The sequence below is a fragment of the Amycolatopsis sp. NPDC102389 genome, from assembly GCF_044765885.1.
In the GTDB taxonomy this organism is placed as follows: domain Bacteria; phylum Actinomycetota; class Actinomycetes; order Mycobacteriales; family Pseudonocardiaceae; genus Amycolatopsis.
The window spans coordinates 41,674-54,775 of record NZ_JBIWKX010000011.1 but is presented as its reverse complement, the minus strand read 5'-3'; the positions used below and the strand labels follow the sequence as shown (position 1 = coordinate 54,775).

Here is a 13,102-nt window from a genome sequence, read left to right as displayed (position 1 = left end):
CTTTCCCATGCGGTGGCGTGCCTACGGCGAGCACGCCGCCCTGCTCGACTGTGCTTCCCTCACCGAAGCGATGGCCGCGCACGCGACGATCTCGTCCGCGCGCCCGGCCGGGCTCACCGAACTCGTTCCCGGCGCCCGCAGCCTGCTCGTGGTGGAAACCCCGGGCTCGGGCGCGCTCACGGCCGTCCGTGACCTGCTGGCGGACGCCGACCTCGAACATCCGCCGGAAGGCGAATCCCGCGAGATCACCCTCGACGTGACCTACGACGGCGAGGATCTCGAACTCGTCGCGCGGGACGCCGGAGTGTCCACTGAGGACGTCGTCCGGCTGCACACCGGCGCCGACTACACCGTGGCGTTCACCGGGTTCGCGCCCGGCTTCGGTTACCTGACAGGACTTCCCGAGCCGCTCCGTCAGCCGCGGCTGACGGCGCCGCGCACTCGCGTGCCACCGGGTTCGGTCGGCATCGCGGGTGAATTCACCGGCGTGTACCCACGCGTCTCACCCGGCGGCTGGCGGCTTATCGGCCACACCCGGACCGTCCTGTTCGATCCGCGCGCCGACCCGCCGGCCCTGCTGGCGCCCGGCGACCGCGTGCGGTTCCGGAGCGCCGGATGAGGGCCCTCGAAGTGGTCGCGACCGGCCCGCTCGCGCTGGTCCAAGATCTCGGCAGGCCCGGCTACGCGCATCTCGGCGTGCCGCCGTCGGGCGCGCTGGACGTCCCGGCGCTGAAACTGGCCAACCGGCTCGTCGGCAACGCCGAGGACGCGGCCGGCGTGGAGTGCCTGTTCGGCGGGTTGCGGCTGCGCGCGACGACGTCCTGCACGGTCGCGGTGACCGGCCCTGCCGTCGCCGTCGAGGTGGACGGGCGTCCTGTCGGCTCGCACGCCCCGGTGTGGCTGGCGAGGGGGCAGGTCGTGACGATCGGCGCGCCCGCCACCGGATTACGGTGCTACCTGGCGGTTTCCGGCGGCATCACGGTCGACGCGGAACTCGGCAGCCGATCGCGCGACGTCCTTTCGGAGATCGGCCCCGCGCCGCTGAAGGAGGGCGACGTCCTGCCGCTCGGCACGGCGTCCGTGCCCGGAGGCGCCGACGTCGTGCTGCCCACGACGGCACCGGCGGAACTGGTCGTGCGGGTGGACCCCGGCCCGCGGGCGCACTGGTTCGAGAACCTGGCGGCGGGGCTCGCGAACACCTGGACGGTGACGGCGGAATCCAACCGCGTCGGCCTCCGGCTCGACGGACCCGCGTTGACTCGCGGGGACGACTACGCGGGGCGGGAACTACCGAGCGAGGGCCTGCTGACCGGCGCCGTCCAGGTGCCGCCGAACGGGTTGCCGGTGGTGTTCTTGGCGGATCATCCGACTACCGGTGGTTATCCCGTGGCGGCCGTGGTGAGACAGGCGTCACTCCCGGCCCTCGCGCAGGCCAGACCCGGAACCCTTCTCCGCTTCCACTCGTCCACGAGGGTGTGGAACAGGTAAAGGTCGACGGTGGCACGGGTGTCATCGACACGAATTCGCTCCCAACCCAACCGGAACTGCCGCAGTCGCTGCGGATCGCGCTGGCCACGGGCCAGATGCGGCGTCCGCTCGGCGACACGCTCCGTCCGCTTCTCGATCTCTTCGCCGACGGCGAGTACCAGGTCACCGGACCCGAACGGCTGACCGAGGACCGCTACCTGACCCCGAGCGCCGACTGGCCGCCCGCCGACGTGTCCCGGGTCGGCTACTACCGGACCGCGATCAAGAGCGGGCACCGGCCGGTCGCGGTCGTGCTGGAGACCTCCGACGCGGCGGTGATCCTCGACGGGCACCACAAGATCGCTGCCTACCGTGAAGAAGCGATCCTGCCGCATCTGCTGATCATCAGCCCGCTCAGCTGATGGACGCCTCACGGTTCCGCGATCCGCAACTTCGGCTGAGGCACCTGGCCGACGAGCCGATCCTGGTCGTCTGCCCGCGCTGCTCGCGCCGGGCCTCGGTCACCCGTGAGCGGCTGACCTGCGCCGGGCTCAGGAATCCTCTCGGCATGCCCCTGGTCGCGCGGCTGCCCGCGGCGAAGCACCGGGACGAGGTCCTCCGGACCATCGCCAAGCTGCGCGCGACGCTCAGCTGATCGCGTACTCGCTCTCGTACGCGGCGGCCAGCTCGGCGTGGATCGCGCTGGAGTCGGTGAGGGCGACGCCGTCGAGCGTGTGCACCCTCGTCAGCTTGCGGACCGACGACGCGAGGAAAAGACCTTCGCCCTCAGTGAGGTCCGAGACCTTGAGCGGCTCGACCTTGACCGACCAGCCCGCGCGCTCGGCGCCGCGGAACAGCGCCGCCTGCGTCGTTCCCGGCAGGATGCCGATGGTCGCCGGCGGCGTGTAGAGCGTCCTGTCCTTCGCGAGGACGACCGTGGAAGTCGGTCCTTCGAAGACCGAACCATTGGCGGCGGTGAAAATCACATCGCTCGCGCCCCGGCGGCCCGCCTCCCGCAGCGCCGCCATGTTGACGCCGTACGAAATCGACTTCGCGCCGAGCAGCAGCCACGGCGCGCGCTCGGCGAGCTCGGGCTCGATACCGCGCTCGAGGGTGATCGCCGCGACGCCTTCGACGCGGGCCCGCTGGACCTTCTCGTCGATCTCCACGCCGAGCGCGAAACCGAACGGCTTCGCTTCCGGATCGCCGTCGATTCCCCTGGTGTACACCAGTTTCAGCGCGATCTCGGCCGGGCCGGACCAGTTGTCGATGACGACCTGCGCGGCGCGCTCCCAGTCGGCGAGGTCCGGCTCCGGCAGGTCGAGCATGGCCGCGGAACGGGCCAGCCGCTCGAGGTGCGGGCGGAGCTCACGAGGCCGTCCGTCGACGACGAGGATCGTCTCGAACACGCCGTCGCCGCGAAGCAGTCCCAGATCGTCCACCCGCAGGTGAGCGGCTTCGGGGTCGGCCAGGGTCCCGTCGAGGAAGGCAAGCACGCGCATGGGGACACGGTACTCACTAGCATGGGTTTCATGCCCTACCGCTCCCCCCTGCTCGACCTTCCCGGACCGATCGCGGCACCCGACGGGCATCCGGAAGAGGGTGTCCCGTGGCATTGGGGTGACCCCTTCGCCGAGCAACGGACCGCGGCGCGCGGCGCGGTGGTGATCGACCGTTCGCACCGCGAGATCCTGGCCGTGACCGGGGAAGAACGCTTGTCCTGGCTGCATTTGGTGATCTCGCAGCACGTCACCGGGCTCGCCGAAGGCACCGGCACCGAGGCGCTCGTGCTGGACAGCCAGGGCCGCGTCGACACGCATATGGTCGTCGCGCACGCGGACGGCACGGTGTGGCTGGACAGCGACAGGGGCGCGATGGCGTCCAGCGCGTTGCCGTCCGGCGGCAAGCAGACCCTGCGCGAGTACCTCGAAGCGATGAAGTTCTGGTCCAAAGTGGACATCCGCGATGTCTCGGACGAGCTGGCGCTGCTGACCGTCCTGGGCCCCGAAGCGGACCGCGTGCTGGACTCCGTGGGCGTCTCCGTGGGCTCGGAGCCGTACTCGGTCGTGGCGATCCCCGGCGGTTTCGCGCGGCGGATGCCGTGGCCGGGACGGCACAGCGTCGACCTCGCCGTGCCCCGCGCCGAACTCGCCACCTGGTGGCGCCGCCTGACCGACGCTGGCGCGCGACCCGCGGGCAGCTGGGCCTTCGACGCGCTGCGGGTCGAATCGCTGCGGCCGCGGCTGGGCATCGACACCGACGAGCGCACGATCCCGCACGAGGTGAATTGGGTCGACTCCGCCGCGCACGTGGCGAAGGGCTGCTACCGCGGGCAGGAGACCGTCGCGAAGGTCCACAACGTCGGGCGGCCGCCGCGGTACATGGCGCTGCTGCATCTGGACGGCTCGCCGGAGATCACGCCGGAAACCGGCGATCCGGTGGTGCTGGGCGAGCGGACGGTGGGGCGCGTCGGCAGCGTGGTGCAGCACCACGAACTGGGCCCGATCGCGCTGGCGCTGGTCAAACGCTCGACACAGCCCGGCGCGGAACTGCTGGTCGGCGCCGAGGACCGCGTCGTGCAGGCGGCCATCGACCCGGACTCGGTCCCGGGTGAGGCTCCGGCTCCCGGCCGGGAAGCGGCTCAGCGACTGCGGGGCTAGGCGACTTCTCGCTGGTCGGCGCGCTGGTCGGCGCGTTCCGTGAAGGCCTCCTTGAGGGACTCTGGGTCCCTCAAGGAGGCCTTCACTACCGCGGCCCAAGTACATGAAGGCCCCCATACTTGCGCCTAGGTACAGGAAGGGGTCCTTCATGTACTCACCACCCGCGCCCACCCAGCCATCCACAAGTTGTCCACAACCATCCCCACCTGTGGACAACTCCGCCGACCAGCACCTTTCCCCGCCCACCCCCGGTAGACTGGACCAGGGGCCGCCCCCGGGACGGGTGGGGGGCGGGCTCTGGAAGGAACCGAAGGAGCAGCGGCCCCGCGGAGGGTGTCGCGAGAGGTGAGGATCCTTGTGGTATCGCTCCCTGCGGAACATTTTCGCTGGAGCGCGATAAGCTACGCGCGTGATCGAAGTCCGGCCCGGTGGTCGCCGTCGTATCGACCGCGTGCTCGGCCCTGGGTATCTCAGCGACCTCGGCGAGCTGACCCTTTCCGTGCTGCGCGAGCGCCGTGACGAGGCCGCGCAGGAGGAGACCGACCTGTCGTATCTGCGGCGCCTGCTGCACGCGCGGATCGACATCGTGCGGGCCGAGCAGGAGCGCCGGAGCTCCGGCGGCGAGAGCAGCGTCGTCGAGCGGCTGGCCGCGATCCTGGCGGACAACGCGATCGGCCCGGCCACGGGTTCGGGCAGGCATCAGCGGCTGGAGCCGTCCCGCGCGGGCGAGCACCGGCGGTTCGCCGAGGCCCTCATCGGCGACACGGACCTTTCCGACGTCAGCACCCTTTCGGACGAGAAGCTGGTCAACGCCCTCAACCGCTACGCCGACGAAGAGGTCTCCGTCTCCTCGTACCGCCGCGAGGTGCAGGGAGTGATGGACACGATCAACGCCGAGATCGCGACCCGCTACCGCAAGGGCACGGCGTCGGTCGACGATCTGCTCGACACCGAACGCGGCGGGCCCGAGTGACGAACCCCGTCCTGGTCGAGGTCGTCCGATCCGGTTTCGTGGAGAGCGTGCACCGCGGCGCGCTCGTGATCACCGCCCCGGACGGCTCGGTGCGGTTCTCCGCGGGCGACATCGAGCGGCCGGTCTATCCGCGCTCGTCCAACAAACCTCTGCAGGCCGTCGGGATGCTCCGCGCCGGCCTCACGATCGGCGACGAAGAACTCGCGCTGGGCTGCGGATCGCACAACGGCGAACCCGGCCACGTCGAAGGCGCGCTGGCGATGCTTTCCCGTGCGGGACTCACCGAGGACGCGCTGGCCTGCCCGCCCGCCTTCCCGCTGCACGAGCCGAGCATGCTGGCCGTGGCGTCGACGGGGAAACGCCGGGCCGCGATGAACTGCTCCGGCAAGCACGCCGCGATGCTCACGACCTGCGCGCAGCTCGGCTGGCCGACCGACGACTACACGGCCGAGATCCACCCACTGCAGAAGATCGTCCAAGCCGCCGTCGCCGACCTCACCAGCGAGACGATCGAAACGGTCGGCGTCGACGGCTGCGGCGCCCCGCTGTTCGCGTTCTCCCTCACCGGTCTCGCCCGCTCCTTCGGCAGGCTCGTCACCGCCATCGGCGGCCCGGAACGCCGCGTCGCGGACGCGGTCCGCGCCCATCCGTGGCAGGTCGCGGGCACCGGCCGTGAGGACACCGTGCTGATGCGGACCATCGACGGCCTGCTCTCGAAGGGCGGCGCCGAGGGAGTGCACGCGTTCGCCCTCCCGGACGGCACGGCGCTGGCACTGAAGATCGACGACGGCGCGGCCCGGGCCCGGATCCCGCTGCTGCTCGCGACGCTGCGTCACCTCGGCATCGACCCGGGTGACGAAGCCGTCGCCCTCGCGCGCGACGCCGTTCTCGGCGGCGGGAAACCGGTCGGCGAGCTGAGGGTCGCCGAAGGCCTCTTCGGCTAGTTCGCGCGTTCCCGCGCGGCCAGGTCGCCCCAGAAGTCCCGCAGGTCGGCGAACAGTTCCGCCAGCTCGTCGACGTTGCCGGTGCGGAGCGCGTCGAGGATGTCGTGCACCTCTTCGGCGGTCGTGTCGGCCTGCAGGATCGAGTCGGCGAAGAGCTGCACGAGCCCGCCGTAGTCGAGTTCGACCGCGGATCCGGGATGGAAACTGTCGAGCCAGCGTCGCGTCTCGAGCAGCACCCGGCCGGGCCCGGAGTCACCGAAGGTCGCTTCGAGCAGGTCCCCGACATCGCGGGCGCGATACCGCGCGTCGGCGATGGAGACCCGCCACGACACCTCGCGCTCCGGGTCGTCGCGTCCCTTGCCGAGTTTGACCCGGCGCATCCCGGGGTCGAACAGGACGAACCACGGGAGCGGAACGGTCCACGTCGTCGAGAGGGTGTGCGAGGCCGAGGCGGACAAGTCGCCGATCGCGGACTTCGCGCGCGAGCGGATCATGTCCATCGACGCTCCGCCGGCGTCGAGCACCGCGTTCTTCAGCGCGGGATGCGCGTCGCCGAGGAAGGTCACCAACGCCGCGGCCGAGCGCGCGCGGATCTCCATCGGGCAGATCAGCGGCCCCGGACCGGCGTCGCCGTGCTCACCCTCCGGCACGTCTTCCGGGTCCAGGACGAGAACGTCGGTGACGAGACTGGGGGCGGCCCTGCCGTCCGCGAGCTCGGCGGGCAGCAATCGCCCGACATGCTGTGACTTGAGCCACAATGCCTGCTCGCGCTCGCCCGCGGCCGAACGATCGAGCCGGGCCGCTTCGACGGCCTCGAGCAGGCGTTCGTCCGGTGGATCCCCCAGCGCGAGCAGGGGCTCATAGACGCGGAGATAAGCCGCGAACGGACGGGGCACACGAGCATCGTGGCACGCCGACCTGCGACTATCGCCACCGACCGGCCGGTAACCGGCGTTCGGTGAACACTGTCGCCACCGGCACACCGTGCCACGTCGCATCCAACCCCCCGGACACGGTACGGTGTCAGCAGGAAAGAATTGTCGAGACGATGCGGGGCCGCCGATTCCCCCGGCCGCCCCGCCCCTGTGCGAGGGGGTCGAGCCATGGGGCGCGGCCGGGCTAAGGCCAAGCAGACGAAGGTGGCGCGCGAGCTCAAGTACAGCTCGCACGAAACCGACTTCGATGCTTTGCAGCGCGAGCTGTCCAGTAGTTCCTCGGAAGACAGGCACGAGGACGACAAGCGGTACGACGAAGACCCGTACGACGGGTACGACGAATACCGCCGCTGAGCAACGCGTGACACGCGAGGGTGGATCGGGGCTTGCCCCGGTGACCGCCCTCGCGTGTCGCGTGCTGCCCAAAAACAAGGAGGTGCCATGTCCGACGTAGAACGAGTAGGCGTCATCGGAGCCGGGCTCATGGGCTCCGGCATCGCCGAGGTGCACGCACGGGCCGGTCTGGACGTGATCGTCACCGAGGTGAACCAGCCGGCGCTGGATTCCGGGCGGGCGCGGATCGAGAAGTCGCTGCAACGCGGCGTCAAGAACGGGAAGCTCTCGCAGGAAGACGCCGACGCGGCGCTCGGACGGCTCCGCTTCACCACCGAGATCGGCGAGTTCGCCGACCGCGACCTCGTCATCGAGGCCATCCTGGAACAGGAGCAGGCCAAGGTCGAGGTGTTCCGGTCGCTGGACAAGATCGTCGAGCGTGAGGACGCGGTGTTCGCGTCCAACACCTCCTCGATCCCGATCATGAAGCTCGGGATGGCCACCGGCCGCCCGCAGCAGGTGGTCGGCATCCACTTCTTCAACCCGGTCCCGGTGCTGCCGCTCGTCGAGCTGGTGCCCTCGCTGCTGACCAGCGACGACACCGCCCGCCGCGCCGAGGAGCACGCGACGACGGCGTTGAGCAAGACGGTGATCCGGTCGCAGGACCGCGCCGGGTTCATCGTGAACTCGCTGCTCGTGCCCTATCTGCTTTCGGCGATCCGGATGATCGAGTCGGGTTTCGCGTCCGCGGAGGACATCGACCGCGGCATGGAGCTCGGCACCGCGCACCCGATGGGTCCGCTGCGGCTGTCGGACCTGATCGGCCTGGACACCATCAAGGCGATCGCGGACTCGATGTACGCCGAGTTCAAGGAGCCGCTGTACTCCTCGCCGCCGCTGCTGTTGCGCATGGTCGACGCCGGCCTGCTCGGCAAGAAGACCGGCCGCGGCTTCTACAGCTACTCCTGACTTGTCTTCCTACGCGTTTAGTCCTCTGGATGCGTTTCTTGCGCGCGCAACTACCGCATCCAGAGGACTGAACGCGGGGCCCTAGACTCGGGGGCGTGGGACAGGGACAGCTGCGCGCGGGTCTGGTCGGTGCCGGTCCGTGGGCGAAGACGGTGCACGCGCCAGGTCTCGCCGATCACCCCGGGACGACGTTGCGCGCGGTCTGGGCCAGGCGTCCCGAGGCCGCTAAGGAGCTGGCCGAGGCGCATGGCGCCCAAGCCGTCGACAGCTTCGACGAGCTGCTCGACCAGGTGGACGCGGTCGCGTTCGCCGTACCGCCCGCCGTTCAGGCGGAGCTGGCGGTCCGCGCGGCCGAGGCCGGCAAGCATCTGATCCTGGAGAAGCCGATCGCCGCGGATCTCGACGGCGCGCGGCGGCTCGCGGACGCGGTGGAGGCCGCCGGCGTGGCCGCCCTCGTGGTCCTGATCCTGCGGTTCTCCCCGATGACCCGCGAGTGGCTCGACGGCATCAAGGAAGCGGGCGGCTGGCGGGGCGGCGGAGCGCGCTGGCTTTCGGGCGCGTTGCTCGGCGGGCAGTACCAGTCCTCGGCGTGGCGCCACGACTCCGGCGCGCTCGCCGACATCGGCCCGCACGCGCTCGATCTGCTCGACGCAGCGCTCGGCGAGATCACCGACGTGCTCGCGGCGAACCGGACCGATGACGATCTGTGGCAACTGCTGTTAGCCCACGAGGGTGGCGCGACCAGTACCGCGACCCTGTCGCTGCGGCTGCCGATCCAGCCGACGGTCGTCGAAGTGGCCGTTTACGGCGAGCACGGCTACCGCACGTTGGGCCGGAAGCCGGGTTCGGCGGGCGAGTCGTACACCGCGCTCCTCGACGATTTCGCCGCGATGGCCGCGAGCGGGACGACCTCGCACCCGTGTGACGTGCGTCGCGGGCTGCACCTCCAGAAGCTGCTCGAACACGCGCGGGAGCTCGCCGGACACGGCAAGTAGTACACAGGTCACCCACAAGGCTTTTCCTTGTGCGACAAGGCCTTCTTCCGGTTACTTCGCGGCCGTCCACAGGTTTGTCCACAGGCTCCTTTGTGGACGGTCTTCAGCATGGGAAAACCTTTTCCGCGACCGGAAAAGATCACCTCATAGTGAGGTCGCTCCGGCCTGCCGAGTCGATCTTGCGATGCGAAGGTGATCTTGGGCGCTCCGGAAAGGAAGGCCATGGGTGAGCTGCTCCGCGCTTTCGGCGGGATGATCCCGTTGACGATCATCGCGATTCCGTACGCGTTGCTCGGGTGGCCGCTCCTCGCGGCGCATCGACGGCGACGAAGACGGGCCGACCCGTTCTCCGCCTCGGCGACGGCCGCAGTCGACATGACGCTCGTTCTGGCCTGCTTCCTGGTGTTGTGCCTGGTCACCATGCCAGTGGCCGGCGCGCGGGGCAGCACGCTGAATCTGCAACCCGGCACCGACCTGCGCCTCGCCCTGGACGACAGCGCCAATCTCTGGCAGGCGCTGGGCAACGTCCTCATGCTGAGCCCGCTCGGCGCTCTCCTCCCGGTGCGGGCTCGCCGTCTGCGGTCGCTGGGCCGGATCGCGCTCGGCGCGCTGGCCGTCTCGGTGCTGGTGGAGGGGACGCAATATCTGATCCAGGCGGGCAGGGTGACCTCGGCGGACGACATCCTGCTGAACACCTTGGGCGCCATCGCGGGCGCGGCGTTCAGCAAACGGCTGTGGCATCGCCTGGACGTCCAGCCGCCAGTGGCGATCCCGGCGCAGGTCCGGCGGGTGTGCGACGCGCCCGTCCGGATGCGGGTTCCCCGCTCGGTGTGGGACGAGCGGTATTCGAGCATCGCGCATCGGCAGCGGAGGTAAACCGGTTGACCGTCGTGCGAGAGTGATTCGCGAAAGCCCTACGCAGCAAGAAAGAGGGATGCCTCATGCCTGACGCCTTCGGTGGCGTCGGCACGAGCTAGCCGGCGCACAAGCCAGCTCCACCACGCACGCGGATCCTCCCGTGCGTCTCTTCCTCTTGCCCGAAAGGCCTTCCACCAGTGCTTTCCGAGACGATCGGCGCTCTGCAGTCCTACATCCGCGTCACCGCGGCGAAATTCCGCGAAACCGAGCGGATCGGGCCGTTCCTGGCCACCTACACGACCGGGAACGACCACATGTTCCTCAACTACGCGATCCCCGACAACGGCGGTGTTCCGTCCGCCGAGGATGTCGCGAAGCTCTCCGAGGCGTTCCGCGCACGCGGTCTCACGCCGCGGCTGGAGTTCTTGACCGAAGCCGCTCCCGAGGCGGAAGCCGTGCTCGTCGAAGGCGGCTACACCTTGGAACGGCGGGTCCCGTTGATGATCTGCCCGCCGTCGCAGGTCGTCGAGCAGCCGGTTCCCGCCGGGATCACGCTCGTCATGCCGAAGACGCCCGCCGAACTCCGGCCGATGATCCGGGCGCAGAACGTGGCGTTCGGCGAGCCCGACCCCGGCGAGCACGTCGAGCCGTCACCCGCCCAGCTGAACGGCGAGACGATCTCCGTCATGGCGCTCACCGAAACCGGTGAATGCGTCGGCGGCGGCGTGGCGACCGCGATCCTCGACGGCGCGTCGGAGGTCGCCGGGATCGGGGTGATCGAGGAGTACCGGAGCCGCGGGATCGCCGCGGCGATGACGGAGTACCTGACGCGTGAAGCCCACGCGCGCGGTGGCCGGTCGGTGTTCCTGACGCCGGGTGCAGGGCAGGCGGAACGCGTCTACGGCCGGGTCGGCTTCACGACCGCGGCCGAATGCGTGCACCTGTCAATCATCTGAATAGCCGCCGCGGCGTGACTTCTTGACCTCGCCGCGGCGCTTCTTCGACGCCAGGCGGCGTTCCTTCGAACCTCGTGAGGGTTTGGTGGGACGCCGTTTGGCGGCCGGGGGCGCCGACGCGTCCGTCAGGAGCATCACCAGCCGGGCCCGCGCGGCTTCCCGGTTCATCAGCTGGGAGCGGTGTTCGGACGCGGCGATCGTGACGACGCCGTCGACCAGGCGCGACGAAAGCCGGTCCAGTATCCGGGCCCGGAGGTGCTCCGGGACGGACGCCGAACCGGCCACGTCGAAGGACAGCTCGACCCGCGAGTCCGTGGTGTTCACGCCCTGCCCACCCGGACCCGAAGACCGGGAGAACCGTTCGCTCAATTCGGCACCCGGGATCACGAACCGGGTGCCGATCACCACGTCATCAGCCACGGGTCCAGTGTGTCACCCGGGCTCAAGCAGTTATTGAGCCGAAGGTCGAACGTGGCGTTTTCTCGGGCGGCCCATGGTGGGTGGGATGAAGGCTCCCTTCGCCGCGTCTCATGCGGTGAAAGGAGCCTTCGGCCCTGGTCAAGCACGGGTCGTGAGTGGCGTTTCGGGTTAGGGCCAAGGGTGTCTTAGGTACCTACTGAAGGTGGTGGCCAGGGGTCGCGGGCTCGTGAAGGCCTCCTTGCCTACCCTGAAGGTAGGGAAGGAGGCCTTCACGGACACCACGATCGCCACCCGCGGCCTCAGCAACACCACCAGCCCCAGCAGTCACAGCGGCTCCGCGTGAAGGACCCCTTCCCTCGGCTCAGCCGAGGAAACTCGACCTTCACACCTTCCCCAAGTACATGAAGGCCCCCTTCACTGCGCCTGGCGCAAGGAAGGGGGCCTTCATGTACCGCGGCCTGGGTCCAGGCAGTGTTCGCCTTACCCCTCGATAAATCAGAAGCGGGGGTGGTCACCGGAGAGCACGGCGCGCGGGCCGTCCGGGTCTTCCGCGGGCTGCACGTCGCCGAGGATCCACGCCGGCACGTGCCGCGCGGTCAGCATCGCCAGCGCGCGGTCGACGTCGTCGGCGCCGACGATCGCGACCATGCCGACGCCCATGTTGAACGTCTTCTCCAGCTCGGCGCGTTCGACCTTGCCGCGGTGGCCGATCAGCGCGAACACCGGCGCCGGGGTCCAGGTGCCGCGTTCGAGCCGCGCGACCAGGCCGCGAGGCATGACGCGGGCGAGATTCTGCTCCAGGCCACCGCCGGTGACGTGCGCGAACGTGCGGACGTCGGCTTCGGCCGCCAGCGCGAGGCAGTCCTTGGCGTAGATCCTGGTCGGCTCCAGCATCTCCTCGCCCAGCGAGCGGCCGAACTCCTCGACGTGCCCGTCGAGCGGCATACGCGCGATCTCCAGCAGCACGTGCCGGGCGAGCGAGTAGCCGTTGGAGTGCAGGCCGGACGAGCCGAGCGCGAGGACGACGTCTCCGGGGCGGACCCGCTCCGGGCCGAGCACGTTCGACGCTTCGACGACACCGATCCCGGTGCCCGAAAGGTCGTAGTCGTGCTCGCCCATCAGGCCGGGGTGCTCCGCGGTCTCGCCGCCGAGCAGCGCGCAACCCGCCTGGACGCAGCCCTCGGCGATGCCGCCGACCAGCGCCGCGATCTTCTCCGGGACGACCTTGCCGACGGCGATGTAGTCCTGCATGAACAGCGGCTCGGCGCCGGTGACGACCAGGTCGTCGACGACCATCGCGACCAGGTCGATGCCGACCGTGTCGTGCTTGTCGAGCGCCTGAGCGACGGCGATCTTGGTGCCGACCCCGTCGGTCGACGAGGCCAGCACCGGCTCTTTCCACTTGTCCAGCTTCAGGGAGAACAGCCCGGCGAAACCGCCGACGCCGCCCATCACCTCGGGCCTCGTGGCCCTCTCGGCGTGCGGTTTGAGCAGCTCGACGGCTTTGTCGCCGGCGTCGATGCTGACGCCGGCGGCGGCGTACGTGGCGCTCGTGGACTCGCTCACGGAAGCGGACTCCAACTCTGGAAGAG

At 69.9% G+C, this 13,102-nt stretch carries 16 protein-coding genes; 12 read left to right on the top strand and 4 right to left on the bottom strand.

Annotated elements, in window-relative coordinates; genetic code table 11:
• The first annotated feature begins 7 nt into the window (after positions 1-7).
• Genes pxpB through ACIRGA_RS12635 form a run of 4 tightly spaced genes read left to right on the top strand, consistent with a single transcriptional unit; the run spans position 8 to position 2,122 of the window.
• Positions 8-619 (top strand): 5-oxoprolinase subunit PxpB, encoded by a 612-nt coding sequence (gene pxpB / locus ACIRGA_RS12650; protein WP_400940002.1) that lies wholly within the window; start codon positions 8-10, stop codon positions 617-619.
• Positions 616-1,488 carry a biotin-dependent carboxyltransferase family protein gene (locus ACIRGA_RS12645; protein WP_400940000.1) on the top strand — a complete coding sequence of 291 codons (873 nt, stop codon included), beginning with the start codon at positions 616-618 and terminating at the stop codon, positions 1,486-1,488. The genes pxpB and ACIRGA_RS12645 overlap by 4 nt, the downstream gene beginning before the upstream one ends.
• On the top strand, positions 1,476-1,889 hold the full coding sequence (locus tag ACIRGA_RS12640; protein ID WP_400939997.1) for a hypothetical protein: 414 nt from the start codon (positions 1,476-1,478) through the stop codon (positions 1,887-1,889). Before ACIRGA_RS12645 ends, ACIRGA_RS12640 begins: the two co-directional genes overlap by 13 nt.
• Positions 1,889-2,122 carry a hypothetical protein gene (locus ACIRGA_RS12635; protein ID WP_400939995.1) on the top strand — a complete coding sequence of 78 codons (234 nt, stop codon included), beginning with the start codon at positions 1,889-1,891 and terminating at the stop codon, positions 2,120-2,122. The genes ACIRGA_RS12640 and ACIRGA_RS12635 overlap by 1 nt, the downstream gene beginning before the upstream one ends.
• Here the strand turns inward: ACIRGA_RS12635 and ACIRGA_RS12630 are convergent.
• Complete coding sequence (locus tag ACIRGA_RS12630; protein WP_400939992.1) at positions 2,115-2,969, bottom strand: aminodeoxychorismate lyase; 855 nt, start codon at positions 2,967-2,969, stop codon at positions 2,115-2,117. The two genes, ACIRGA_RS12635 and ACIRGA_RS12630, sit on opposite strands and share 8 nt — an antisense overlap.
• Positions 2,970-2,999: 30 nt before the next feature.
• Between ACIRGA_RS12630 and ACIRGA_RS12625 the strand changes: the two genes are divergently transcribed.
• The 3 genes from ACIRGA_RS12625 (at position 3,000) to ACIRGA_RS12615 (ending at position 6,044) form a co-directional block, all read left to right on the top strand.
• A complete protein-coding gene (locus tag ACIRGA_RS12625) occupies positions 3,000-4,127 on the top strand; it encodes a YgfZ/GcvT domain-containing protein (RefSeq protein ID WP_400939989.1) in 1,128 nt (375 codons plus the stop codon).
• 409 nt (positions 4,128-4,536) lie between these two features.
• Entirely contained in the window at positions 4,537-5,100 is a 564-nt protein-coding gene (locus ACIRGA_RS12620; protein ID WP_400939987.1) for an aerial mycelium formation protein, read from the top strand.
• Positions 5,097-6,044 carry an asparaginase gene (locus tag ACIRGA_RS12615; protein WP_400939984.1) on the top strand — a complete coding sequence of 316 codons (948 nt, stop codon included), beginning with the start codon at positions 5,097-5,099 and terminating at the stop codon, positions 6,042-6,044. Before ACIRGA_RS12620 ends, ACIRGA_RS12615 begins: the two co-directional genes overlap by 4 nt.
• Here ACIRGA_RS12615 and ACIRGA_RS12610 read toward each other — a convergent pair.
• Entirely contained in the window at positions 6,041-6,940 is a 900-nt protein-coding gene (locus tag ACIRGA_RS12610) for a hypothetical protein (protein WP_400939981.1), read from the bottom strand. The genes ACIRGA_RS12615 and ACIRGA_RS12610 overlap by 4 nt on opposite strands.
• A gap of 207 nt (positions 6,941-7,147) precedes the next feature.
• On the opposite strand from ACIRGA_RS12610, the gene ACIRGA_RS12605 reads away from it, so the two are divergent.
• From ACIRGA_RS12605 to ACIRGA_RS12585, 5 genes are all read left to right on the top strand, one after another.
• The gene (locus tag ACIRGA_RS12605; protein ID WP_016338022.1) at positions 7,148-7,333 is read left to right on the top strand and encodes a DUF3073 domain-containing protein; all 186 of its coding nucleotides are present in this window, start codon (positions 7,148-7,150) and stop codon (positions 7,331-7,333) included.
• A gap of 87 nt (positions 7,334-7,420) precedes the next feature.
• Positions 7,421-8,281, top strand: coding sequence for a 3-hydroxybutyryl-CoA dehydrogenase (locus ACIRGA_RS12600; RefSeq protein WP_125784883.1), 861 nt, complete (start codon positions 7,421-7,423; stop codon positions 8,279-8,281).
• Positions 8,282-8,376: 95 nt separating this feature from the next.
• Positions 8,377-9,276: a Gfo/Idh/MocA family protein gene (locus ACIRGA_RS12595; protein WP_400939979.1), complete on the top strand. Its 900-nt coding sequence runs from the start codon at positions 8,377-8,379 to the stop codon at positions 9,274-9,276.
• Between the two features lie 222 nt (positions 9,277-9,498).
• Entirely contained in the window at positions 9,499-10,152 is a 654-nt protein-coding gene (locus tag ACIRGA_RS12590; protein WP_400939977.1) for a VanZ family protein, read from the top strand.
• Positions 10,153-10,331: 179 nt separating this feature from the next.
• A complete protein-coding gene (locus ACIRGA_RS12585; RefSeq protein WP_400939974.1) occupies positions 10,332-11,090 on the top strand; it encodes a GNAT family N-acetyltransferase in 759 nt (252 codons plus the stop codon).
• Here ACIRGA_RS12585 and arfB read toward each other — a convergent pair.
• On the bottom strand, positions 11,079-11,510 hold the full coding sequence (arfB, locus tag ACIRGA_RS12580; protein WP_400939971.1) for an alternative ribosome rescue aminoacyl-tRNA hydrolase ArfB: 432 nt from the start codon (positions 11,508-11,510) through the stop codon (positions 11,079-11,081). The genes ACIRGA_RS12585 and arfB overlap by 12 nt on opposite strands.
• Positions 11,511-12,005: 495 nt before the next feature.
• Positions 12,006-13,076: a phosphoribosylformylglycinamidine cyclo-ligase gene (purM, locus tag ACIRGA_RS12575; protein WP_400939968.1), complete on the bottom strand. Its 1,071-nt coding sequence runs from the start codon at positions 13,074-13,076 to the stop codon at positions 12,006-12,008.
• Between the last annotated feature and the right edge of the window lie 26 nt (positions 13,077-13,102).